General features: G+C 47.9%; 22 protein-coding genes. 15 read left to right on the plus strand and 7 right to left on the minus strand.

What is annotated here, in order from left to right:
* Positions 1–65 precede the first annotated feature (65 nt).
* The 3 genes from sat to B8987_RS07090 all read left to right on the plus strand — a co-directional run bounded on the left by sat (position 66) and on the right by B8987_RS07090 (position 3,516).
* Complete coding sequence (gene sat / locus B8987_RS07080) at positions 66–1,193, plus strand: sulfate adenylyltransferase (protein ID WP_207651509.1); 1,128 nt, start codon at positions 66–68, stop codon at positions 1,191–1,193.
* A gap of 392 nt (positions 1,194–1,585) precedes the next feature.
* Positions 1,586–2,590, plus strand: a complete 1,005-nt coding sequence (gene gmd / locus B8987_RS07085; RefSeq protein WP_084661111.1) for a GDP-mannose 4,6-dehydratase — start codon at positions 1,586–1,588, stop codon at positions 2,588–2,590.
* The gene (locus B8987_RS07090) at positions 2,590–3,516 is read left to right on the plus strand and encodes an NAD-dependent epimerase/dehydratase family protein (protein ID WP_084661112.1); all 927 of its coding nucleotides are present in this window, start codon (positions 2,590–2,592) and stop codon (positions 3,514–3,516) included. The genes gmd and B8987_RS07090 overlap by 1 nt, the downstream gene beginning before the upstream one ends.
* Positions 3,517–3,791: 275 nt before the next feature.
* On the opposite strand, the gene B8987_RS07095 is transcribed toward B8987_RS07090, so the two are convergent.
* Positions 3,792–4,811 (minus strand): hypothetical protein, encoded by a 1,020-nt coding sequence (locus B8987_RS07095; protein WP_084661113.1) that lies wholly within the window; start codon positions 4,809–4,811, stop codon positions 3,792–3,794.
* Positions 4,812–5,343: 532 nt separating this feature from the next.
* Here B8987_RS07095 and B8987_RS07100 point away from each other — a divergent pair.
* The 5 genes from B8987_RS07100 (at position 5,344) to B8987_RS07120 (ending at position 12,106) form a co-directional block, all read left to right on the plus strand.
* On the plus strand, positions 5,344–7,524 hold the full coding sequence (locus B8987_RS07100; RefSeq protein WP_084661114.1) for a glycosyltransferase: 2,181 nt from the start codon (positions 5,344–5,346) through the stop codon (positions 7,522–7,524).
* A gap of 81 nt (positions 7,525–7,605) precedes the next feature.
* A complete protein-coding gene (locus tag B8987_RS07105) occupies positions 7,606–8,820 on the plus strand; it encodes a flagellin N-terminal helical domain-containing protein (RefSeq protein ID WP_084661115.1) in 1,215 nt (404 codons plus the stop codon).
* An 85-nt stretch (positions 8,821–8,905) separates the two neighbouring features.
* Positions 8,906–10,462 carry a flagellar filament capping protein FliD gene (fliD, locus tag B8987_RS07110; protein WP_176213178.1) on the plus strand — a complete coding sequence of 519 codons (1,557 nt, stop codon included), beginning with the start codon at positions 8,906–8,908 and terminating at the stop codon, positions 10,460–10,462.
* 14 nt (positions 10,463–10,476) lie between these two features.
* A complete protein-coding gene (locus tag B8987_RS07115; protein ID WP_084661117.1) occupies positions 10,477–10,866 on the plus strand; it encodes a flagellar protein FliS in 390 nt (129 codons plus the stop codon).
* 7 nt (positions 10,867–10,873) lie between these two features.
* Positions 10,874–12,106, plus strand: a complete 1,233-nt coding sequence (locus B8987_RS07120; protein WP_176213179.1) for a glycosyltransferase family 2 protein — start codon at positions 10,874–10,876, stop codon at positions 12,104–12,106.
* 29 nt (positions 12,107–12,135) lie between these two features.
* Here B8987_RS07120 and B8987_RS07125 read toward each other — a convergent pair whose 3' ends face one another.
* Positions 12,136–12,663, minus strand: a complete 528-nt coding sequence (locus tag B8987_RS07125) for a GNAT family N-acetyltransferase (protein ID WP_084661119.1) — start codon at positions 12,661–12,663, stop codon at positions 12,136–12,138.
* 398 nt (positions 12,664–13,061) lie between these two features.
* Here B8987_RS07125 and B8987_RS07130 point away from each other — a divergent pair, with 398 nt between their 5' ends.
* From B8987_RS07130 to B8987_RS07140, 3 genes are all read left to right on the plus strand, one after another.
* Positions 13,062–14,279: an MFS transporter gene (locus B8987_RS07130; protein WP_139793487.1), complete on the plus strand. Its 1,218-nt coding sequence runs from the start codon at positions 13,062–13,064 to the stop codon at positions 14,277–14,279.
* Positions 14,280–14,516: 237 nt separating this feature from the next.
* The gene (locus B8987_RS07135) at positions 14,517–15,041 is read left to right on the plus strand and encodes a chromate transporter (RefSeq protein WP_084661121.1); all 525 of its coding nucleotides are present in this window, start codon (positions 14,517–14,519) and stop codon (positions 15,039–15,041) included.
* 34 nt (positions 15,042–15,075) lie between these two features.
* Positions 15,076–15,603 (plus strand): chromate transporter, encoded by a 528-nt coding sequence (locus B8987_RS07140; protein WP_139793488.1) that lies wholly within the window; start codon positions 15,076–15,078, stop codon positions 15,601–15,603.
* A gap of 126 nt (positions 15,604–15,729) precedes the next feature.
* Here the strand turns inward: B8987_RS07140 and B8987_RS07145 are convergent, their stop codons facing one another.
* A complete protein-coding gene (locus B8987_RS07145; RefSeq protein ID WP_084661122.1) occupies positions 15,730–17,175 on the minus strand; it encodes a PucR family transcriptional regulator in 1,446 nt (481 codons plus the stop codon).
* A gap of 137 nt (positions 17,176–17,312) precedes the next feature.
* Between B8987_RS07145 and B8987_RS07150 the strand changes: the two genes are divergently transcribed.
* Entirely contained in the window at positions 17,313–18,635 is a 1,323-nt protein-coding gene (locus B8987_RS07150) for an aminotransferase family protein (RefSeq protein ID WP_084661123.1), read from the plus strand.
* A 67-nt stretch (positions 18,636–18,702) separates the two neighbouring features.
* Positions 18,703–19,383: an amino acid permease gene (locus tag B8987_RS07155; protein ID WP_084661124.1), complete on the plus strand. Its 681-nt coding sequence runs from the start codon at positions 18,703–18,705 to the stop codon at positions 19,381–19,383.
* Positions 19,384–19,433: 50 nt separating this feature from the next.
* Here B8987_RS07155 and B8987_RS07160 read toward each other — a convergent pair whose 3' ends face one another.
* Both B8987_RS07160 and tnpA read right to left on the minus strand, forming a co-directional pair.
* Positions 19,434–20,570 (minus strand): RNA-guided endonuclease InsQ/TnpB family protein, encoded by a 1,137-nt coding sequence (locus B8987_RS07160; RefSeq protein ID WP_242940638.1) that lies wholly within the window; start codon positions 20,568–20,570, stop codon positions 19,434–19,436.
* A complete protein-coding gene (gene tnpA / locus B8987_RS07165) occupies positions 20,530–20,925 on the minus strand; it encodes an IS200/IS605 family transposase (RefSeq protein WP_139793490.1) in 396 nt (131 codons plus the stop codon). Before tnpA ends, B8987_RS07160 begins: the two co-directional genes overlap by 41 nt.
* 103 nt (positions 20,926–21,028) lie before the next feature.
* Here tnpA and B8987_RS07170 point away from each other — a divergent pair, with 103 nt between their 5' ends.
* Positions 21,029–21,850 carry an APC family permease gene (locus tag B8987_RS07170; RefSeq protein WP_278281296.1) on the plus strand — a complete coding sequence of 274 codons (822 nt, stop codon included), beginning with the start codon at positions 21,029–21,031 and terminating at the stop codon, positions 21,848–21,850.
* Between the two features lie 272 nt (positions 21,851–22,122).
* Here B8987_RS07170 and B8987_RS07175 read toward each other — a convergent pair whose 3' ends face one another.
* Positions 22,123–22,752, minus strand: a complete 630-nt coding sequence (locus tag B8987_RS07175) for a class I SAM-dependent methyltransferase (RefSeq protein WP_084661127.1) — start codon at positions 22,750–22,752, stop codon at positions 22,123–22,125.
* A gap of 192 nt (positions 22,753–22,944) precedes the next feature.
* Between B8987_RS07175 and B8987_RS07180 the strand changes: the two genes are divergently transcribed.
* On the plus strand, positions 22,945–24,057 hold the full coding sequence (locus B8987_RS07180) for an amidohydrolase family protein (protein ID WP_084661128.1): 1,113 nt from the start codon (positions 22,945–22,947) through the stop codon (positions 24,055–24,057).
* Here B8987_RS07180 and B8987_RS07185 read toward each other — a convergent pair.
* Positions 24,054–25,388: a glutamine synthetase family protein gene (locus tag B8987_RS07185; protein WP_084661129.1), complete on the minus strand. Its 1,335-nt coding sequence runs from the start codon at positions 25,386–25,388 to the stop codon at positions 24,054–24,056. The genes B8987_RS07180 and B8987_RS07185 overlap by 4 nt on opposite strands.
* Position 25,389: the final 1 nt, after the last annotated feature.

Below are 25,389 nucleotides of genomic sequence, written 5' to 3' on the forward strand. Positions count from 1 at the left end.
CATCGAACTGCTGGTTATTTGTAAACGGATTCAATTTCACTATGCAATTAGGAGTTAATCAATCTATGACTACATTATTTCCTCGTGACAAATTTAACGATATATCTCGCCCTCTGCCATCACATCAACTCGTTGTTGATGAAATTGCTACCGCGGATATTTATGCTCTGGGAGTTGGGGCATTCGCGCCGCTCACTGGATTCATGGATGAAGTTACGTATGACATGGTTTGCCACGAAATGCGCCTTCCAAACGGTCTGATATGGCCCGTTCCTGTCACTCTATCTGTTTCGGAACTCGATGCCTGTTGCCTTAAAGAGGGAATGGACATTCTTTTGAAGGGAATAGATCATACACTGTATGCTATTCTTCATCTCACGTCTATTTACCGTCCTAATCGCGAGCAAGAGGCAGACCTTGTCTATGGAACACATGATCCTCATCATCCTGGGGTGAAACGCTTGTTGCAGCGAGGGCCCGTATATTTGGGCGGGGATTTGGATGTACTGCATATCCCACGTTTTCCTTTGATAGATCAGCCTTTCATGAGGGTGATGACACCGTCACAAGTCCGTTCACATATTAAATCGCGTGGTTGGCAAACGGTTGCTGGTTTCCAAACTCGCAATCCTATTCATCGGGCCCATGAATATATTCAAAAATGTGCGTTGGAAATAGTTGATGCTCTCTTTATCCACCCATTAGTAGGCCCTACTAAGGCCGACGATGTTCCATCATCGGTTCGTATTAAAACCTATGAGGTATTGTTGGAGCATTATTATCCACCAGACCGCGTGCTATTCAGCGTGTATTATGCAGCCATGCGTTATGCGGGACCGCGCGAAGCTGTATTCCATGCTTTGGTACGAAAAAATTATGGCTGTACCCACTTTATTGTTGGTCGAGACCATGCTGGTGTGGGTAACTATTACGGTCCCTATGATGCCCATAAGATTTTCAATCGGTTTTCACCCAAAGAACTTGGCGTTACACCATTGTTTTTTGAACAAGCCTTCTACTGCCGACGCTGTGACGGGATGGCTACCAGCAAAACTTGTCCACATGCGCCAGAACATCATGTTTATCTATCTGGAACTCAGGTGAGAACAATGCTTAGAAAGGGCGAGGACTTGCCTAAGGAGTTTAGTCGACCAGAAGTCGCTGAAATTCTTAAACACTATTATCGCGGTTGAATGTGGGAACGGGCACCGGTAATTGATGATTCCAAAAAGATGACAGGCATCATTTTTTGGCGTTGCGAAGCACGTAATTTATAGATTATCGATAGGTCTTTTCGGTGATCAAAGTGAAAAAATCCAGTTTTGTGCATCTGCGTTTCAAAGTCAGCGATTTAATTCAAGGGGAGTGGTCGGAGGAGTTACATGCATGAAGGGATCATCTCAGTGGCAAAACAAATCGATTTCGATAAGAGGATTTTGTTGTGATGAGTCGAATGAATACAGTCAATACGATCGCGCATGGAACTGATTCCGGCGTAATCGTTTTAAGCATAGAAAGGAGCAGCGGGAACTAGTGTAATGTCTATGTTTAACGATGAATTCACAGAGTTTGCCCGCGTTGTAGTATGAAAACTGCATTGATTACTGGTGTCACGGGTCAAGACGGATCTTATCTCGCTGAGTTGCTCATACAAAAAGGATATACAGTGTATGGGCTTGTTCGCCGTACTAGTACCGTACCAACGGAACGTATTTATCATCTGCATGACCAACTTCGTCTGGTATCAGGAGATTTGCTAGATGAAAAATCCTTACGGCATATTTTAGAAGAATGTGAACCAGACGAGGTGTATAATTTGGCGGCACAATCGTTTGTGCCTGAAAGTTGGTCCCAAGCGATTCTCACGGGAGAGGTTACTGGCTTGGGCGTTACACGGTTGTTAAACGCTATCTTGGACGTTAATCGTCACATCCGCTTCTATCAGGCTTCTACCAGTGAAATGTTTGGCAATGTTCAGGAAGTGCCGCAAACGGAATTAACCCCATTTTATCCTCGTAGTCCATATGGTGTGGCGAAACTTTATGCGCATTGGATTACTGTGAATTACCGCGAAAGTTATGGTTTATATGCTTGCTCCGGGATCTTATTTAATCATGAATCACCACGTCGGGGAATGGAATTTGTTACTCGGAAAGTAACGCATGCGGTTGCGCGGATTAAGGCTGGACTCCAACAGCAGTTGGCGCTGGGTAATCTGGATGCGAAACGCGACTGGGGATACGCCCCAGATTATGTTGAGGGTATGTGGCGAATGTTACAACAAGATAGACCCGATGATTACGTTCTTGCTACTGGCGAAACTCATTCAGTGAAGGAATGGGTAATGAAGAGTTTTGGGATAGCTGGATTAAATTGGGAGGATTACGTGACGATTGATCCCCGGCTTGTCCGTCCTGCTGAGGTGGACCTTCTAGTTGGTGATTCGACTAAGGCTCGTACCCAACTCAACTGGCGTCCCTCAACAAGTTTTGATGATCTTGTTCGTCTGATGGTGGAAGCTGACTGGGCGTTGGTGCGAGAACAACTGGTCTCACAGCAAGCTATTTCGCATTTACGGGAGCAAGGGTGATGCGAAAAATAGTGGTGACTGGTGCGAACGGATTTGTTGGACGTCATGTGTGTCGTATGCTACAAGAGAACGGGTACGAGGTTATTCCAGTTGGGGGGCCTGCTTCGAGCCCCTCGGCGTCTTCTTATTCGGTGGACTTAACACGTAAAGACGAGCGTTTTGAGGAGTTCTTTCGAACTGTGCGACCTTATGCCGTGCTTCATCTAGCAGGGATCAGTTCTGTTTCTAAATCATGGCGTATGCCGACTTCGGTCATTGGAGTCAATACTATCGGTGCCGTGAAACTTTTTCAAGCAGCTCAGGCGTCAGGCGTGAAGCGCTTTATTTTTGTGAGTTCCGCAGAAATCTATGATCCCCTTGCTGGTCAGGACGGAGAACCATTAGATGAAGATGCGCCGATAAATCCGATTAATCCTTACGGCGTGTCAAAATGGAGTGCAGAACGCCTTCTTACGCTTTTATGGAAGCCTAACCTTGACTTAATTATTTTTCGTCCATTTAATCATGTTGGTCCGGGGCAATCAACCGGATTTGTTGTTCCGGATCTCGTCGCCCAAATCCATAGCATATTGAAAAAGCAAAGTCCACCTATAATCACCGCAGGCAATTTAACGGTTATTCGCGATTTCTTAGATGTTCGGGATATTGCCCGCGCGTATGTGATGGCACTAAGTCCACCAGTTCGTCCTGGGACATATAATTTAGCATCCGGGCGGGGCCGTAGAGTTGAAGACATTTTGCATGCGTTGATAGCGCAATCCCATTTAGACAATATCCAAATCATTCAAGATCCGAATAGATTTCGTCCCCAAGAACGCATGGTGCTTGTCGGTAACGCGAATCGATATCGCGAGGTTTCAGGTTGGGAGCCTTTAATTCCATGGGATCGAACTGTGCACGATATACTCGTGGACACAACGTTCTGAGCAATTAATCTGTTGTCATTCAAATCAGTTTAAGTCAATGATGAAAGCGAACGTGCACTCAGGGGTCAAAGACACTTGTCAAAAATGGCTAACTAGCCCGGCTAAGGCCGCCACGAGGGTAGAAGATCCTATACTAGTAGACCAACGACGCGGTCCATGGTGCGGCTTGGAGTGTCTAGTAGCAACCAATGTGATAGTCCACAATGGTGCCTATTCATGGTCGAAGAGTGAGTTGATAACGGTAAAAAATGAATAGCACTAGAGTGTGAGATATTTTACCAGCGGATTCGCGGTTCCAAAAGAGGGACTTCTCGAACTTTGTGAATTATGTAATTAACATGTTCTGGTTGTAGCTCTGGAATTGAACAGTACATTTCTGGTAACCACTGACTCTCCATGCGTTGCAATGCGTTGATAATCACGTTTTGCCAATGCGGCGGTCGATTATCGGGTCCATAGTGCGTTATGTGCACGTCATCAAATGGTAAGGAGAGGTTCAAAGTTTCACGAAGAATATTCGACACTTCCTGCCTATATGTAAGGGAAAGATCTAATTCATCCATGTCAATAACAATATCGACAAAGGGTAGCGCCAATAACGTGGAATATAAATACAAATCCAAAAAGATTCCAAACGACTGCGTTGTTGAGTAACTTGTTACAAGTGGTCTAATCTGGTGATAAGCATCAAAAAATGCTATGTCGCTTGTGTATTGAGGCAGCTTCCAGTACTGGGCGATGGTTCGTATAATCGGTGGAACTTCGTCCTGACCCATTATTAGATATGGCATGATTTCGAAATAGGGGTTTCCTTTGCGCAGTTGAGCACGACCTGATAACCATTGATCTATCGGATTACGGAGTAACAAAATATGGATTCCGGGAAAGGTTTGTCGTAACCACGGGATTCGTCCGAGTGATCGGCAAAAATTGAAAACGGGACGTCGATGACTCTGATAACTGAGGTGCATAAGCATTGCCAAATAAGCAGCTTGATCCCAAAGACACTCTTGCTCATTGCGAAAGAAATTCTTAATAGTAAAATTTGGATGAAACCCTTGCACTCCAGTGGAAATCAAAGAACCATATTCAGAAAAATATGAGGTTGCCACCCTTGGATGGTGCGAATCCCAATTGGACGGCTGAAATGACGGTAACATATCATGGGTAATATGAACCAAAACTTCATTAAACGGTTCATAAAATGGCATGCAATCACTATGCAAACGAAACTTACTCCATATATAGGTGCTGCCTGTTCGCCATCCACTATGCACGAATATTGGCTTATTCATGTGTAAAGTCTCCATTGGTTGATATAATTCCTACTAAGATTATAAGAAATTTTGTCTAAATATGCCACGTTCTAATTAAAATTGAAAATTTCAACTGATGCAATAAGGCTATCTTGGCATAAACTTGCGGATTATGTGGGTTTGACACTGTTGCCAGCCCGTGTCATGGAACTGCTCGGCTACGGACTGGGCGAGGCCGCAATGGTTGGTCATCGGACACCACCCAGGCCATCCAGTGGAACTCCTAAGTCTTTCAAGTGAAGACGGTTTTCCGTTCATAGCCATCGTGGGAATTGGGTTGTCTCTTTCAAATTTACCAAGGGACTTCCCATGGCTTGTAAACTCTTTAAGTTCTTTTAACTACTGACTCTGCTCGAATGATCTACGCGTAATTTATAATCATAATTCACGACTATAATTTGCAATCGGTAATTTCGCATGCTTATATTGGTTTTGAGAATAAAGGTGGCATTATACCTTTAGTTCTCTAGTCTAAGGGAATAGACTTAAAGCGAGGAAGTAGGCGACCGACATGGATGTCTTTTGGGATGGACCATTTTTTCGTGCGGCAAGTTTTGATCACGTGAATCGCGCGTTATCTCGGTCCCTGGCCGCTCGTAATATTAATGTGGTTGTTCATGCATGGGACGCGGTGCCCAATCCAGTTCCAGAAGATTGGAAATGGTTTTTAGCGCACCGAGCCGGATTTAAAACGGCAGACGCGCATGTCCGCCATGGATGGCCACCAACCTTTTCTTCTCGAATGGGTCCTTTTTTTCTATTGCAACATTGGGAAGCCGGTGCTGTTCCCAAAAGCTGGATCAATCCGATTCGCCGGTATGTTCGTCGCGTTTTAGTTGTCAGTGAGGCTGTTCGTGACATGTTTGTTGCGGGAGGCATCCCGGCCGAGATGATAAGCGTTATTCCCTTAGGTATCAATCCCCATCATTTCTATGCGGGTGGTCCGCGATGCGAACGGTGGGATCGTTATGCAACGCGCTTTCTGTTCGTTGGTGGATTAATCTCGCGTAAAGGTATAGATATTTTGTTGAGTGCTTACCAAAAAGCTTTTGACGCAGATCACTCGGTCATTTTAATTATTAAAGCAGTGGGAAGTCAATTTGCCTACGATGATGCCTCTATTCTAGATGCCCTGGAGGCCTTTCGTTCCGATCCGAAAAACCCGGCTATTGATTGGATCACTGATAACTTGACTGAAGAGGCAATGGCCTCGTTATATCGGTCGGCATCCGTTTTGGTCCACCCATACCGCGGAGAAGGATTTGGTCTCCCACTCTTGGAAGCTATGGCTTGCGGTATTCCAATTATCGTTAGCGATTTCGGCCCGGCTAGGGAATTCGTGCCGCGTGAGAATGCTTTGTGGATATCAGGAAACGTTCGGTACTTTACACCTGAATCGTATGAAAGCCAAGGACCAGGCTGGTATTTCGAACCTAATGAGGACCACTTGGTAACTCTGCTAAGACAGGCCACTGAAAGGTTACCTGTCGTTCATTCGGGTGCGGAATGGAGCCAATCATGGTCATGGGACCACGCAGCGGAAGAACTTGCGGCCATTTTGAAGAGCGAAGTTATGCCACGAGAAGGGACGACGAAGGTCTATCCTGAGAAAGCCGTTTTGTGGCGTGCCCCGGGTCGAAGCCCGTCCGGGTACGGACAAGCGACGCGGTTATGGCTTAAGGCTTTTCAACATCACGGTGTTGCTGTCCGATTGCTTGACATTGATGATCCCGTCGTGTATGCACGGCACGAAGGCATTGATGTGGCTGCATGGGAGGACGTTGCCGTGCCCTCTGGTACGCCAGCAGTGCAATTTACTCCTGGTTTTGCTCTGCAATCCGACTATCATGGTCCAAATATTGTATATACGATGTGGGAGACCGACGAATGGCCGCACAGTTGGAAATTGCAATTGGAGCAGGCAGACCATGTGATTGTGCCATCGACATGGGACTATGAAAAGGCTCTCCGAATGGGCGTTGCGTCGGATCGTTTAAGCGTTGTTCCCCTGCCTCTAGACACTGATAAGTTCCATCCCGATGGACCGAAACTCTGGCCAATGGACCATCGATTTCGTTTCTTAAGCGTTTTCGATTGGCAAACGCGAAAGGGATGGGATATATTGCTTCGGGCGTGGGCACAAGCTTTTCGGTCTACCGATCCTGTCGTTCTCATTCTAAAGGTTACCAAAATTTCTACAGCCTCCCAAGCACAACAAGAGCAGTGGAGAGCCATGCGAAAAGATCTGTCAAATACGGCTCCCATTGTACTTTTAGATTCTGTAGTCTCAACGGCTGAGATGGCTGCGTTGTACCGTTCGGTTCACGCGTTTGTACTACCCACACGGGGAGAAGGATGGGGATTGCCCATTTTAGAAGCTATGGCGAGTGGTCTGCCAGTCATTGCAACTGATTGGTCGGGGTCCTCTGTGTTTATGAATCGCAAAAACAGTTTACCCTTAGCCATAGACGGGCTTGAACGCGTTCCTGATTCTGAACCCTTTTCATTATTTCGCGGTCAACAGTGGGCGAAGCCATCTCTCGAGGATCTTATTGAGAAATTACGCTGGGTTTTTGGTCATTATCAAAGTTTAGATGCCCTGCGGAATGAGGCTCGGCGTACAGCTGAGGATTATCATCCCGACCGTGTGGCATCAGCACTTTTGTCAGTGTTAGAGTCCTTCTGGGCATGACACTGATAGGGCGGAAAATCCGCCCGATCTCAACTCAGGATGAGAGAGGTCAATACTTAACCTTCAAGGAGGAAACCTTCAATGTACGTCAACACTAATATTACCGCGTTGTTTGCTGAAAACGCCTATTCGAACACGCTTGCTAAAGTGAACCAACTTTCTAATGAAATGTCTACGGGGCTTCAGATTAATTCGCCAGCAGACAATCCTGCAGGGTTAGCCATTGCTAATATTATGCAGGGAGAGCTGAATGGACTCACTCAGGCCTCAGCAAACGTGTCTCAAGCAACCAATTTGGTGCAAACTGCTGTGGGTGGCGTTAACAACGACATGCAAATTCTTCAACAATTGCAGTCCCTAGCCACACAGGCGGCTCAAAACACGAATTCATCATCTCAGTTGCAGGCTATTCAGCAAGAAATAAATTCACTTGTCAACGTTGTAAACCAGAGCGCTCAAACTACCAATTATAATAACCTTAAAGTACTTAGCGGCGACTACGGAGCTTCTGTGACAAATGGAACAGGAGTCGGAAGCGGCGCTACTATTAGTGCGGTCTATCTTGGAGCAGACTCTGGAAGCGCGTTTACGCAGAATGTCAAGAATGCACAATTTACTGTTTCAGTGCAGGCACTTAATACGACTACAGGAGAAGATCAGGCCACCATTCAGGGTACTATGGTGGTTAACGGCGTAACTGTTACGATCCAGCCCACTACAGTGACCGTTACTACTGGTGCAACTAGTGGTACCGTGGATATCCAATTCAATAACCTGTCAGGAAGCAATGGATCAGTATCCGTCGCTCCATTTTCAATGATTATGACCGTCAACCAGGCATCGGTATCCACTACCGCCACGTCTGGCACGGTTACTATCAACCCACCAACAGATAAAAGTACTCTGTCGTTCCAAGTGGGACCATCTCAAAGCAGTGCTGACATCGTAAACGCCAATTTCGCAGCAGTAGATGCGAATTCTTTAGGTATTGGAAACCTCAACGTTACTACTTCTACGCAAGCTCAATATGCCATTACTCAGGTGCAACACGCTATATCTTCCTTGTCGGCATTACAAGGTTACACGGGTTCCTTGCTCAATCAGTTCCAATATACTGCCAGCAACCTGCAGTCGGAAAATACGAATCTTACGCAGTCTAGGGCAACGATTATGGATGCCAACATGCCAGCTGTCTCTTCGGAGTTCGTGAAGGAACAGACCTTGTTGCAATCGAACCTGGCAGCACTTCAAAGTGCTAATCAGTTGCCGTCCCTGATCTTAAAATTACTTGGATAATGTGAATTGAGTAAGGCATGGCCTTTAAGAGGCTGTGCCTTACTTTCCAATGCTAGATAACTTTAGATTAGGAGGCATGCGTCTGATGAGTACGAATCCCTTATTGACCTTGAGTCCGAGTCAAATTTGGGGTAATCAAGCCAACAACCCCATAAGTTCCCTGATGCTGACATATTCGCCGAATGTCATCGAAAGTCTAGCTTTGGCCCCGATATCTCTACAAGAAAAGCAACTTAACCAGACTCTCTCCCAAGTGCAGGCGGCTAGTAGCGCATGGAGCCAACTTCAGGCGGACGCAAGTGCTGTCATGAGCCAGTTGACGACATTAAGTAGTGGTTTGCCGTTTGACGCTCAAAGTGCTAGTAGTAGTTCACCAAGTGTGGCTACTGCTGCCGCTAGCTCTGAGGCTGCATCGGGCAGTTTCGGGTTGACGGTGAACCAATTGGCTCAAGCTGAGGTCGACCATAGCGCGGTGTTCAGTTCAGCGACACAAGCTGCCAATATCAGCGGAACGTTCACCATTGCACTAGGACCAACGTCCGGCACATCGCCGACTACCACCAGCGCGTCGGTAACGATAACGTCTGGTATGACCTTAGAACAAATAGCGTCCGCTATAAATTCATCAGCCGGACAGTACGTGAAGGCTGCCGTGCAGGATACCGCAAACGGCTATCAGCTGGTCGTTCAAGCCAATCAACCGAATCAGTTCATTTATTACGGAGAAAGTAGCAGTACCTCTATTCTTAACAATGGAAGCGGAGAACTAGGTCTTGTAAATGCGTCGTCTGGAGGTACTGTTATTAGCAGCGGCACAAGTAATAACAATACGGAGGCTGTAGCCCAGCCAGCGGAATACACACTCGGCAACACTACCTTGCAAGCCAACAGTAATACGATCTCCAACATTGTCCCTGGCGTTACGGCGCAACTCCTAAGCGTTGGGACGACTACCATTACTGTGGGGCCAAACGTTTCCCAAATGGAATCATCGATAACAAAGTTCCAAAAGGATTGGAATCAATTGGTTCAAGATGTCAATACGCTGACACTCCCTGTAAATGCTGGCCCTCCTGAGTCTTCGTCATCCAGTTCGAGCTCCTCGTCATCCTATAAATCAAACTCGCATCAGGTGATTTCTTCGCCCCAGCCCTTAGCGTTCGTGCAGCAGGCTCAGTCGGTTCTTGGAGAAACTGTCGCGCAAACGGCTGCCGGACCGTTAACTATGGCAGATGTGGGATTGCAATGGAACTATAGCGCACAAGATGGTACATTATCATGGGATCCTAATGGTTCAAGTCAAATCTCTGCCAATCTCAGCACGTTGTTGACGACACACCCGCATTCCGTAGCATCTTATTTCCAAACCTTATCAAACAAACTGATGCCTATTCTTCAGGTTTTTGCGCAAGGATCAACAAGTGTGTCGCAAACCGCGCAAAGTTCATTGGAAAATGAGATAAACAGCCTGACCCTTCAAAAGCAAAATCTTGTGGCAGAAGCTCAGAGCGTTGCTAAAACTGCCAGGCAGGAATATCTCGCCATGGCTAACTCGATGACTGGAGCTCTGGGAGTTTATAATTACTTCCAAAATGTTGTGTTAGGTGGGCCATCATCATCAGGAGGAGGATTTGCCACGTAAGGAGCGAAATTGGGATGAAAATGGCTGAAAACCCCTACTACAATATGCATCTGCAAACTTTGAGTCCCGGGGGAATTCTCGAAGAGTTATGGCGGTATGGACGGCGGCAGTGTTTGGGCGCTCAAGAAGCATTGAGTGCCCAACGATGGGATGCGTTGGCACACCACGCCAGCGCATTGCAAGAACTGTGGGCGGGATTGCATGATACTGTCAATTCCGAGGCTCCTGGTGCCCAAACTCTTCGAGGACTTTACTTTGGCCTATGGCGTTTGGCACTGCGTCTCGCGGTAGAGCATGACGCCGACGCGTTACGTCTGATGCAAACCACGATGGATATTCTTGAACCGCTGACGAAAGGACGTACTCTTTTAAATGAAAGACCTGAAACAGAACGAGCGTACTAGGAGCGGTATGGGGCAATTGACCCTGGCTATGATTGTTCGTGATGAAGCCCGATGGCTCCCTTCGTGTCTGCAATCTGTCAAAGGAATTGTCGATGAAATGGTCGTGGTGGATACGGGTTCTCGTGATGACACGCCAAGAATTGCGCGGCAGTTTGGAGCTCGTGTCATAGAGATACCGTGGCGCCAAGATTTTGCCCGAGCCCGCAACGTTTCACTTGATTACGTGAAAACGCCGTGGGTATTGGTTTTGGATGCGGACGAGCAGCTGCACCCCGATGATGCCCCTCTCATCCGCATGGCATTGCAGACTGACAAGTTTCACGCCTATGATTTATGGCAAGTATCTTTGCTGTCCGATGCGCAAGATGTAGCTTGGGCCCGGGTTACTCGACTCTTTCGGAACTTGCCTGGTATTCGCTACGAAGGTCGAATTCATGAACAGGTCGCTAGTAACGTTGTCCGCCATGGTTATCAACTGGCGTCGTTGGATGCGCGACTGTGGCATTTTGGTTACTTACGCGACATATGGACAGAAAAGGCCAAGGCCGAACGAAATTATAATCTTCTTCAAAGAGCAGTACGAGAAGAACCGGGCAATGGGTATCTCTGGTGGCAACTAGCTCAGAGTGCTATTTCGCTTGAAGAGTGGAACATGGTGCAGGAAGCCACCAAAAAGGCTTTGGATGCGGGCACTCTTCCGGATTCTCTAGTGCCGGTGGCTTGGTTGACTTTAGGGAAGGGGGCAGCGGGCCAAGGCGTATGGACAGTAGCGGCAGCGGCATTTGCACGGGCCGAACAAACCGCTTTGCCAAACCCGTTTGCTGATGCGGTGTTTTATCGAGGCGAGGTTCATCGCGCTAACCGAGCTTGGGCGGCTGCTGAACAGGCATTTTCACAGGCCTTAACTATTGGCGATACAACGCCCATCCCCTTGCATGAGCAAGGAACTGGATCATACCGTGCTTGGCATGGACTGGCATCCACGTATTGGGCGCGAGGAGAGAATGATCGTGCAGCGGCAACCGCCCTTGTTGCTTATCGCCACTATCCAGCATATCGTCCTCTATGGTTACTGATTCGTCAAATTTTTGGAAATTATACGCCTCGTGAATTTGCTCAAGTTATTCCTAATGTGGCAGCGGATCTTCCCGGATTAGTGAGAAGTCAGGCATGGTTCCCTGGCGATTTGGTTGATCAAGAAATTGCTCTCGGATGGGAGAACCTTCCTGTTCTCCCATAGGAAGTTGAACCATAGCAATCTACAAGATCTTAAAGAAATTTGCCTAGCCAAATTTCGTCGATCGGCTCATTGTCAAGCCAGTACTGGCGGGGGAGTCTAGCTTCCTCAGTGTAGCCTAACCGATGATAAAATCGGAGAGCGTTGTCATTTATACCCAGAACAGCAATGCTAATTTTTCGAATTCCTTGAATACGCGCCCAATGCTCGGCACTTTCAACCAAGGGCTGTCCAATTCCTCGGCCGCGCCATGCGGGAAGAAGGGCCATTCCGAAAGTTGCTGTGAATTGGCTTTTTCGGAACGTGCCGCGTACTATTTCTAACGATCCAACAACCCCGATAGCTGGTACTTCTGCTACTAAAAGTAAATAGTTCTCTCCCATATGCCGTATGGTTTGTTTTTGATTTTCAACGCTCCGAGTTACCGTATCATGTAGCATGTAGGTTTGTTCTCGTCCTACGATATCCATTTGGACTAGAATGCTTTCCGTATCATCTGGCGTGGCTTGTCGGACAATAAACGGCTCACCGCGCCGATCTTTCATATTCAATGGATCCATGGTATTTTGAACTCCCTTCCTAACCTAAATTTCAGAGCCACAACAACCGTCTCGATATGGGATTGTAGTGCGTGGCCATAGGTAAAACTTGTGGAAGTACCAGTCGATTATGTAGCCCTGCATAAATGTACTGTGTTTTGGCCTTTGTGTACAAATTTTAATGGACCATTGTTAGTCATATCAAAGAAACTGCCATAAGTTTGGAACGTTTTCCTCCCCTTTTACGGGAGGCCCATCTACCCAAGCGACTTGCTAGCAAAAATCAGAAAAAGAACTCTTTTATCCTTCGTGGTTTTCGGGGGGCTAACGGTCAGTCATCAACTGGGGAATACTAATACTGCCAGCCAGGGAGAGAAAAGAGTCAGAAGATCGAAGCTCCCTGGGTGAAAACATGGATTATGTGTTACAGGAGAGGGGAAGGTCTGATTCGGATTAAATATCGAAACGTCTTAATCCTTGCCTTTGTCGATCAAGTGGCGATTACCATGTCGCAGCAAGGCCTATCGATCTTAAGTGTGGATTTCAAAAATTATGCTCACCTGGGTGTGGCTCAGATGGGCATATTATTTTCGACGGTCGCCCTAGGTGCCATTATTGGCATGATTCCTGCTGGGATTATCTTGGACCGTTTTGGCCCCAAATTGGTGGCATGGCTATCAGGTGCCGCGATCTTTATCGTCATGGGCGTATTAGCCCTGTGGCTTCCCACCCATTTCATCCCTCTCATGGTCTTATTAGGCTTCGTGGGATTCTTTCTCCCCGCTCTTTCTCTCACCGGTGCTGCCGCGGTGACCACGGTCTTTGATGGATCGCGCCATGAGGGCATGGCCATTGGCTTTCGCCAAGCTGCGACCCCGCTTGGAGGGATTATTGCCGCCAGCTTGTTTCCCCTGCTGGTAAAAACCTGGACCCTGAAAACGGTGTTATTGCTGATTGCCGTGAATGTGGGGGGATGGACTATGCTGTTTGGCACCATCTTACACCAGGCTCCTCTAAAAACTCACCCCTCACCTGCGTCATCATTCCGTATTCAATATCTGTGGCACCAAATCAAAAAACTGAAAATGCCGCTATGGGTTAGTTTCTTATTATCCCCAGGTCAATATGCCCTGTTAACCTATGCGATCTTAGACTTGCATGATCGCTGGCATATCCACCTGACCTATGCGGGTCCGGTGATTGCCCTCGCTTTGTTAGGAGGATTTATTGCCCGCATCTGGATGGGCCATTTATCAGATAGGGGAGTTCCGGTTCCCAAACTGATTCGTCTCACGGCTGGCACTGGGGCCGTATCGCTGGGACTTTGGGCGTTCATTCCCAGAAGTACACCACTTGTTGCCCTATTATTCCTTTTTTTAGCCCTGGGGGCAGGTTTAGATGGGTGGAATGCCTTATTAACCGCTTGGATTGCCAATGTGACTTCCGATGATGAACGGGGAATAGGACTTGGGTTAATTGGCTTGACGGGCTTTATTGGAATTGTACTCTTTTTGCCGGTCTTTGGCTTTCTCATTCGTTTTACGCATTCCTACCGGCCAGCATGGGGATTATTGGCCGTGATTTATGTCGCCGGAATTATTGTCAGCCGCCCCTCTTCTCCCTACAAGACCCATTAATTCTAAGCAGCGAATACTTGCCAAGAACAGGTCTTACTCTAGTCGGGTACGGGATTTTTCCTACGAGATGAAGATTGTCTGCCAATAAATCGTACAGGGTGGCGATCTTGTGCATAACGCTTTTCGATTACAATGAGGAGAACCGGTTACCATCCCAAGTACCGAGACCTATTCGCCGGTTAGGCTTCTATATCCAATCAAGGTCATGAGAAAATATTTGGAGGATGGAAACGGTAAATGGGTACAATCTTCAGCTTGTTTATCAATTTTCTGTGGGTCGGGGCCTTGGGATTTGGCGGCGGTTTTGGCATGATCCCGCTCATGAAAACGATGACTTTAGATAATCACTGGGTGTCTTTGGCTGTTTTTGATCAGGCCATTGCCATGGGTCAAGTGACCCCTGGCCCTGTGGCTATTAGCGCGACCTTTATTGGTGAGCGCGTCTTAGGACCCTTGGGCGCTGTTGTCGCCACCATTTCGGTGTTTACGCCATCACAAGTGGTGATCGTGATTCTGAGCCACTGGTATGAGCGTTTTAAGAAGCTCATGGTGGTACAAAACCTGCTCTATATTAGTCTCGCTGCTGTCGTCGGTCTCATTGCAGGAGTTTCAGTGACATTAGGTCTCTCCTTGATTCATGATTGGGAGGCTGGAATCTTAGCTGGTATCATCGCGTTTTTAGCCTTGCGTGTCAAAAAAATTCCCTATTGGGCTTTGATTTTAGGCGCCGGTACGTTAGGCGCTATCTTTTTTAGACCGTAGAGATACAGGGCTCATGAAAGGATTGCGGTTTGTAATGAATGAGAAAAGCCCACTGGCTTCAGCAACCCTGAAAGCTTTAATCATAACGTATACCAAAATTGGACTATTAGGGTTTGGAGGAGGATTTGCCGTTTTAGCATTTATCCGTACGGAAATCGTGGACCGTGAGCATTGGCTGACTCATGCCCAATTCGACCATGTCGTCGAAATGTCGGCCTTTGCTCCCGGACCGACGACGACGAACGTGCTGGCGGCCATTGCCTACCGAATTTTGGGGTGGCGGGGAGTGATCGTAGGGAGTATTGCGGTCTTATGGCCATCCTTTGTCTTAATGCTGGTCTTAGCAAAACTTACGGCAGTAATCCATAACCCTTGGGTGACGGGGGCGCTTTCGGGGATGGAAGTTGCTGTGGTCGGACTGTTGGTGGATGTGGTGTGGACCTTGTGGAAAGATGTCCCGCATAAACTAATCACTATAGGGATCGCCGCATCGGCTTTTAGCTTGACGCTATTTGCTGTTATCCCGTACTCATTATGCTATCAGCCGCACTTTTTGGACTGATTGAATTTGGAATTCGCCGCAAACCATTAAAGGAACCAGAAACACCAACTAAAAGCAAAGAGTAAGATATCTGCTAAACATGCGAGAGAGTTTATAAGCCCTATGAAAATGTCATCACATCTGGCGTTATTGAGCAGGGTGTTTAGCCAGAAGAGGACCCTGTACCTGCTGCCAGTCCCAAGCTAAGCGGAGGTGATACGCCACTTCAGAAGTTAATGGGGTTCCCAGCAGGCGTTGAATCCGGTTTAGTCGGTTTCTTAACGTGTTGCGGTGGATTTGTAGTCGCTGAAGAATTGCTGCGGTATTACCCGCTTCTTCCAGCCAAACTACGAGAGTTTGACGGAGGTCGGCGTCTGTGATTTGGTTCCACGTCATCTCAAGGAGCCGTTTCATACTATCCGCAGGCAGTTTTGCAACAATGTCGGGGTAGATAAGAGATCGGGAAGGGATTAATGATCCGGGGGTGGCGTGAGTCAGGAGTCGCAGTAAGTGCTGGTAGGTGGTTGCGATGTCAGTGACATCCACTGGTTCAGACATGATGCCTATAAGTTGGGGGATTTTTGTCGTGACCGTTTCGAATTGGGTGTGAATAGCTGTTTCAGAAGTGTGATGGGAATCAAATACCGCGACCACGGTGTTATGCATGGGGACAGGGGTAAGGAACCCGTGAATTTTCTCAAACGCCGTCCAAATACGCTCGTTAACATGAGATATTTTGGAATCAGTTAGTTTGTCATCTAATGACAGGACAATCACAAAATATTGATGTTCTAAGTCAAATGACCCCGGGTCAATATCGTCACCAATGATACTGGGCCATGAGGATTGACCACGTAAAAATTGGGCAATAAAGCGCGAACGTGCATCCCGTTGTCTTTGACGGTGCACTTGGTCTCGGAGCAGAAATAATCCGGTGACTGTAGCCATATGCCTTCCTAATTGGTCCGTAAACTGGTCGGAATAGGCGAGAGTTTTCGTATCCATTTGGAATGACAGCTTCATATCGCTCAAGTCGTCTTGAGGAATGATGAAAGATCGCCCCGTGGTTTTTACAGAACGGGGCACAATTCGTACCAGGCCTCGTGTGATTAGGCTAAATTTATGCATTAATTCGTCCAATGAACGCGCTGTTAACGCGGCGTGAGTTAATTGCGTCTGCCACTGGGTTAGCCGCGTCCAGTCTTTAACATGTTCATTCACAAGATATTGGTGGATGGCGGCGGTAATGTTCACAAAGGGCACGTCCCAAGGTAATTGGATGACGGGAATTGCATAATCATCTGCTAGAGCTATCATTGGCGGGGGAATCGTTGCCAAATAACGCCCACAGGCGACCATGACACAAGCCGCACCGTGGGTATTTAACTCACGAAACCATGTTTCATGGATGCTGTCATCGCGGAAGGGATGTCCAGTGGTTAAAATGGCGAGCCCGGGCCGAATCCATGATTCGATATCGGGTTCCTCGATCACATGAGCAAATTGCACCGGCCGACCGAGTCCATGAGAACCTGCGATAACCTGAGCTTTTTGTAGCACGTCGAAGTGAAGACACTGTTCAACGGTGAGCATAAAATCCTCCTACCCGTGCAATCTGCACAACAAATTATTTTCAGATTAGTCAAATGTGTCAAGGGATTCCCTCCCGATATGCCGAAATATTTGTGCGAATAGGATAAGAATTTCGTTTAGAGAGGGAGACGAACAGGATGCTTTCGCGGTGGGGACCTTATACCAATATGCGGATGATGACCAGTTCTGGGCCGATTGTGATAGATCATGCCCAGGGTGTTTATGTATGGGATGAAAGCGGCAAAAAGTATCTTGATGCGCATGCCGGACTTTGGCTGGCTAATGTGGGCTACGGGAGAGCCGAGATTCATGAAGCCATTGGCAAACAAGCGGAGAAATTGAGCTGGTTTTCCTCTTTTGGTGGGTTTGCCAATCGACCTTCATTGGATTTGGCGGAGCGCTTGCAGGCGTTATTTGCGCCAGAGAATATGGCTACCGTATTTTTTAGCAATGACGGCTCAGAAGCGGTTGAAACGGCATTGAAGTTAAGCCGGGAATACTGGAAACTCATGGGAAAACCGGGTAAAACCAAGCTGATCGGACGGCAATATGCCTATCATGGGGTCACTATGGGAGCCTTGTCAGTGGCTGGGATTACACCGAACCGCCGGTTATTTGAGCCGCTTTTAGCCGACGCACGTCATGCCCCGGCTCCTTACCGCAATCATTGTACGTTTCATCCTGGGGATTCTCAGTGCACGATGGCGTGTGCGAGGGAATTAGAACGGATTATCCAATTTGAAGGCCCTGATACCGTCGCGGCCTTTATTGCGGAACCGGTACAAGCCGCGGGTGGAGTGATTTTTCCCCCGGCCGATTATTTAGCACAAGTCCGCTCAATTTGCCAGCAGTATGATGTGCTTTTCATTGCGGACGAAGTGGTTACTGGATTTGGCCGCTTAGGGGAATGGAGTGGTTCTAGGTACTATCATATCCAACCGGATATGATGACTTTTGCTAAGGGAATTACTTCGGGATACTTACCGCTTGGAGCCACAGCCGTTTCTGCGCCGATCTTCGAAGTGTTTCTTCAAAATTCACAGGATAGGGGTCCCGAATTTCGTCATGGCAATACCTACAGTGGCCATCCTTTGGCCTGTGCGGCGGCTTTGGCCAATATCGACCTTATTGAAAAGGAAGATCTGTTGTCGCGGGCACAGGAACAAGGTCGCTATTTGAATGAACAGTTACAAAAGTTGGTGCGGGAATTCTCTGAGGACATTGTTGATGCCCAGTGCGAGGGCTTACTGGGACGGGTGGAACTTCACCCGCACGAAGGGCAAGCAGCCGGTATCCAGGGAGAGAAAGTGAGTGAACACATGAAAGCTCAGGGCGTCATTGTTCGACCTGTGGGCGATGTACTGACCTTATCGCCGCCACTTATTATTACGCGGCAGGAGATTGATGAGATCATCTTTGCCCTTCATGAAACCTTAGCAGGACTAAAGGCAGCAAGATAAATTTGGACGAAACAAGGAGCCATTTTTGATGGGGAATTGTGACAAAACGAAAGTGAGGTGAATGGTTGTGCTAGGGACAGAACGACCCGTATCATCAACGAATCGACTAACCAGAAATTCTTTGAGCACAGGCGATATTTTAGGGGTATCTTTAGCGAATACCGCTCCAGCCATGAGTTTCTTCTTCTCCTTTGCAGTTATCGCCGCGGCTGCTGGTCTTGCCAGTCCTCTCGCCATTGTTGTGGCTGCCATCGCTGTCTTGCTCAAAATTAATAGTTTGGTTGAGTTTACCCGGGTAACACCCAGCACGGGATCGTACATTTCGTATATCGGGAAAACGTTTGGTGCAGTGCCTGGGGTGATGACCGCATGGGCACTAGGCTTTGGATATATCGTGGCTGTCGGCTATGTGATGACGGTTATGGGCGCGTGGTCCTCGCTCATGCTGGCTAAATTTATTCATCTTCAGGTGCCTTGGCAACCGATAACCGTGCTGTTTGTCCTTTTCGTCACATATCTCGTCTACCGGGGTGTCAGGATTTCTACCAAATGGGCTGTTATCACGTTTGGTTTTGAACTGCTTCTGATTCTCGTCAGTATGATTGCGATGATTGTGACTAGTAGAGCCCATCTCAACTTGGCGAGTTTAAATCCTCACAATAGTGAACTGCTCCCGCCTTCACTTCGCTTAGAGGCGGAGAGCTTCTTGCTTCATCGGCCATCGCCTGCTATAGCAGGTCTTACATGATCTCCACAAGCGTGACTTCGGCCCATTCCATGCCTAGTTGAGCAGACACGTTAGCTCGCTTGATGTCGGATTTCTAGCCCTCGATGGAGAATGTTGATCGCGGCGTTGACGTCACGATCAATTTCTAACCCACACGTCGGGCATTGATGGAGACGCACAGACAAGTTTTTCTTGACGATGGTTCCACACCCGCCACTGCAACGTTGTGACGTATAATGCGGGGGCACTGTGATCAGGTGCTTTCCAGCGTTTTTCGCTTTGTATTCCAGGTAGGTAGCGAGTTTACCCCAGCTAGCATTCGCAATGGATTTTGCCAGTCGATCATTTTTCATCATCCCTGTCACGGGCAAATCCTCCATGCAGATGAGATCGTAACGGTCTACCAATGATCGGCTGATCTTGTGCAGATGGTCCTTGCGCTGGTTCGCCACATGATCGTGTAGACATTGTAATTTTTGTTTCGCTTTCTCGCGGTTCTTGCTCCCTTTCTTTTTGCGAGAAAGCTGCCGTTGCTTGCGCTTCAAGCGCCCTTCACTCTTCTGTAGCCACTGCGGATTTTCGAAGAATTCTCCTTCTGAGGTGGCAATCAGCGAAAGGACCCCCAGATCAATGCCCACCGCGTTTTGAATCTCTGTACGTGACACCACGGCTTCTGTCCCATAGGTCAGGTTTACGTCCCATCTGCCATCATGGAACTTGACATTGATTATTTTGACGGACGCCGCATCGAAGGGCTGATGGGCCATCATTCTAACCCATCCAATTTTCGGCAGATACACCTGGTTTTCATGAAAATAACGGGCTCTGGCTTGGGGGTAGGTGATCGAACGAAACATGAATTTGTTTTTGAATTTCGGGAACCGTGCCCGTTTCTCAAAGAAGTTCACAAAAGCCTGATCCAACCGTTGCAAGACGTTTTGCAGCACTTGCGAATGGACTTCCTTGTACTCGGGATGTTCCTGTTTCCATGTGGGGAGTTGGTTTTGTTGATCGGTGTAGCGAATGGAGATGCCCTTTTCTCGGTAATAGGTGATGCGTTCCTCCAGCGCCTGGTTGTAGAGTTTTCGACACAAATAGAAGGTGTAAAAGAGCTTTTGTTCCTGTTCTTTGGTGGGTTTTAAGCGAAAGCGCAACACGCCAACGATTTCATTCTCCTTGGTTTTCGATGTACGTTTTAATGGTCTCAATCGAGGCTCCTCCTGTCGTGAGCAAGCAGAAACTGCGTGACCAGAAATACTCTTTCCAAAGCGATTGTCGTATGAGCGGAAATTCTTTTTTGATGAGCCTTGACGATGCGCTTTTGTATGCGTTGATAAACCGAGAGAGTGCGGAATTGGGATGCGCCTTGAACAAAATATGGACATGATCGCCATCAGGGTTCCATTCCTGAAGGGTGATGTGGTACTTTGGCTGGATGGACTCAAAAATCTCGCGCAAACGGGCGGAAATGACATCATCTATCACCTTGCGTCGGTACTTGATCACCAGAATCAGGTGATAGTGCATCAAGAACACTGAATGATTATTGCCATCAAGTTCCATTGACAAATAACCTTCTTTGCTATTACTACTGATAGGATAACACGAGAAGGAAAAACACGCCATTCATCTCGCCGCCTAAGAGGCGGGAGACTTCTGGCGCAAGATCGTTAAACATGGGCTACAAGGCATCGGCATGGCTTTTCCCCTGGCTTTATTTATGTTTATTGGGGTGGGAAATCCGGGTGCCATGGTCGAAGAAACACGTAATGCCAGGCAGACCGTTCCTATCGCCATTTATGCGGCGACCATCTTTGTGAGTATTTTGTATGTCATGATGGCATGGTCAACGTCTATCGCATTTCATGATCATGCCGGGATTATTGCCCATTTAGCGGTTCCCTTTGTCACGGGAGCGAGTAAGTCTTTGGGACCCTTGGCAATTTTAGTGTATCTTGCCGGGTTAACCAGCACGTTTGCGTCGTTAATTGGTGCTACCAATGCCCAAATTCGGATGATATTTAGTGCCGGACGGGAAGGTTTATTACCCTATGGCTTAGGCAAAGTGAGCCGTTATGGCACTCCTTGGGTAGCGTTACTGCTCTATAGTGGCCTTGCCTTAATGATTACCCTGATTTGGGGCAGTCAAGGGTCTGCTCTTACGGAAGCCGGGGTTATCGGCACATTAGGAACCATTCCCATTGCCCTCGTTTATCTGGTGCTGAATCTTGCTTTACCAGTTTATTACCTGACTCATCACCGAGATTTGTTTTCGTGGTGGAAGCATTTAGTGGTGCCGGTTTTAGGAACTTTAGCTCTGTTGTTACCCTTATGGGGACTTATTCAACCAGGACAACCCGCCCCGTTTAATCTTTTTCCCGGCATTGTGCTAGCGGTTTTAGTTGTTGGGGCCATTTACGCGGTAATCCGGCGGCGACAAATACCGGACCTGTCAAAACGGGTTGGTAGTATTATTGCGGATGAATGATGGTCTCGATGAGCATTCCAATATGAGAATTCTTTGGTGAAAGCGATCACGGGAACGGTAGAAGCCCATTATGGCGGGCACCTAATGGTCATAATATTTGTTTCATATCCCTATAGGCCGAACACTGTTATTTAGTTAAAATGCTACTAATAGAGCCTACCACGCCTCTTCCGTGGAAATGGTGAGGCGAACCAGGGTAGGCCTTTTCCACGCGTCAGAACCGCCGCGTAAGAGGAAAAACGCTGTTCCCGTTATAAATATGAATTTAGGGTCTAGGCGGTTTTAATGACAATCCATTGATTATCTGAATACCCAATATGTTTCCACCATGAGGGTAACTCAGAAATCAATCGAGTCGGTCCGGGCCAGTTTGGAACGTCATCAAAGACAATTAAGCCGCCTTCTTTCACATAACCACTCCACAATTCAAAATCTCGGCGCACGGCATAATAGTCATGATCCGCATCGATAAATAATAGTCCGATAGGTTGCTCAGATGGCCATGCTTTGGCCCCTTCAGTTGTTGTCATCCGTAGTGGGACAATCCAGTCTCGAAGTCCTAAATGGCCCATGTTGTGCAAAAATTCTTCAAAAAGTTGATCAGGATGGTAATTGGCGAGCAGCTGTGCATGCTCTTTTTCGCTCGGGGTACCACGCCAAGTATCTACACAAATGATTTTCCCAGCCGAGTTTTGATCAGCTAAAGCGGCTGCCATCCAGGCGGTGGATCGACCTTTCCATGATCCTAATTCCACGACGACAGGTACGGGAATTTTGTTCTGGACTAAATGATATAAGGTTATGCCAGCAACAGGAGAGCACCATCCTTGGATGGGTTCAATCTGCTCTTGCCAGTATTGCAGTCTTTGCTGCGTCTCAGGCGGCAATTCATTAAAGTTCATGGACTAACCATTCTTTCATGCCAATTTGCTCCCACATTTTTCAGAAATAATGCTACCATACAAGCATTACTTTCCCTGCGAAATTAGAAGCAATAATCTCATCATACCGGACAAGGCCATATAACCATTACGACTTTCGTACCTTGGCAAGTCCATCGCAATTTTATCTAAAGTTTAAGGAGGAATTTTTTCATGAGCTGGATGGACGGGGTCCCCTTATGGGATCACCATTGTCACGCCTTAATTGGCCCGAGTTTGGCTGGGGATATGGAGGTTTTTGCTTATGCGCTCACAGAGGCCCCACGTTCTTATCCCCTGAGCGATATTCAAGAGACGGTGACCTATTGGCAAGCCTTAGCCGTTGCGGCCAAGGAACTCGGTTGTGAGATTGACGATCAGGGGGTAGCAGAAGCCTTGCGGCAAAGGGATTTTGGAGCCTATTCCCGTTCTTTATTTCAACAAGCGGGATACAAGCGCCTGTTGATTGATACCGGCTTTACCCCCCAAGGAGGCTGGGCCTTACCCGAGTTAGAAACCGTTTTGGGAGTGCCGATTCTAAAGATTTTACGGTTAGAAACCACGGCCCAAGAGCTTTTGTATCAATTTGCCGATGTGAGAGACTGGATTTTAGCGGTGAAGGACCGTGTCAAAAATGCTCGCAGCCAGGGTTATGTGGGGATGAAATCGATTGTGGCCTACCGCTCCGGATTAGAAGTTTATCCGGTGAAGACAATCGATGCGCAGGCGGCGTTTGCCGAGATGCAAAAGCAAGGCCAAACCCGCTTGACGGATCCTAGACTTTTGAACTACCTCTTGTGGGAAGTGACCCCGGTTTTCATCTCCGAAGCGTTACCCCTTCAGTTTCATACGGGCCATGGCGATCCCGATACCAACCTGTATAAGGGAAATCCTTTATTACTGCGGGAGTTTCTTGAGACTTTTATTCCCCAAGGACTTCAGGTGACACTGCTTCATACCTACCCATATCACCGGGAAGCGGGGTATTTGGCGTCTGTTTATCCTCGTGTCTATTTTGATGTATCTTTAGCCCTGCCATTGGCAGCAAGCGGGGCTAAGCGCATTGTGGCCGAAGCCTTGGAATTGGCTCCGGCCAGTCGTCTGTTATTTGCTTCCGATTCCCACACCCGTCCGGAAAGTTTCTATTTAGCGGCAACCCTATGGAAACAAGGCTTAGAAGCCTATTGCGATCATATCACCCAAGACCATTATATTTTGCCGCAGGTGGCCGAACGCTGGGTGAATCTGATTGCTTGGGAAAATTGTCGCCGCGTTTATCAACTTTAATACCGAAATCTGTGCCATGCTGCAATCTCTTCGGGCGACTTGTTCTGGTAGAACGCAACTTCAGAGCGTTTGACGGCTAAATAGCTTTGCACCAGCATCTCGCCCATGGCCTCTTGCAATACGGCATCTTGCGCCAAGTGATCCAGCGCTTGATCTAAGGATCCCGGTAAGCGGATAATGCCTCGCGCTTCCCTTTCGGAAGCGGGAATATCATCAGGATTACTGAGCACAGGTTCTTTAGGATCAAGCTTGTGAGCTATGCCATCAAGCCCGGCGGCGATAAGCGCGCCTAAGGCTAAGTAGGGGTTACTCGTTAAGTCTGCGGGCTTAAACTCCACATTCACACTTTGTTGTTCTTGCGTTTTGATCGGAGACGCGATGCGTAAGGGCGCTTCCCGGTTATCCGGTCCCCAACAGGCGTAGCTGGAACTCCAGGCATTGGGGACCAAACGCTGGTATGAATTAACAGTCGGTGTCGTGAGGGCCAGTAAAGCGGGAAGATGAAAGAGGATGCCGGCCATGAACTGGTAACCCATTATGCTTAAGCGGTAGGGATCACGCGGATCATAAAACAGGTTGTTCCCTTCATCATCCCGTGCGCTGAAGTGGATGTGCCCTCCGTTTCCCGCCTGATCGAGCCAGGGCTTAGGGGCAAAGGACACCTGAAGTCCGTGACGTTTGGCTACGGCGCGGATGGTTTCTCTGATATACAGTTGTTGACTGGCGGCCTCCATAACGGGGCGGTGGCGGACGGAGATTTCGTGTTGACCATGGGCCAGCTCCGGATAATATTGCTCCAAAATGATGCCTTGTTGTTCGAGGCTCTTTGCGAGATCATCAATAAAGTCTTGAGAGATTAGCATTCCTTGTGACGAAAAACATAAGGTCTCATCCCACGGCTTGTCGTCTTGAACGAGGCTAAACTCATTTTCGATACTGGCCTGAATGGTGATTCCCATCGCCTTGGCTTTTTGATCCATACGCGCAAGAAAACTGCGGGGGCAGGCGTCCCAGGGATGACCATCAAGCGTTGTCATGACGGTTAAGACCGCAGCGGTGTTAGGGGCATAGGGAAGGACCTGAAAGGTCGATAAATCGGGAACGAGCCGCACTTCCCCGACGGGACCCATGCCGTCCACTGCCTGTAATTGATCCAGGCTGTTCATGGCTTGCATGGCAACGGTGAGCCCAATGCCGCTTGATAGTCTGGCTGGGAGCGTGGGGGCATAAGCCGATTTGCCGCGAATAATGCCGCCATTATCACAATATAAGAAACGGACAAACCGAATATCTTGCTCTTGAACTTTCTGCAGCACGTCTTCGAGTTCCATA

The organism is Sulfobacillus thermosulfidooxidans DSM 9293, from assembly GCF_900176145.1.
Classification (GTDB): domain Bacteria; phylum Bacillota; class Sulfobacillia; order Sulfobacillales; family Sulfobacillaceae; genus Sulfobacillus; species Sulfobacillus thermosulfidooxidans.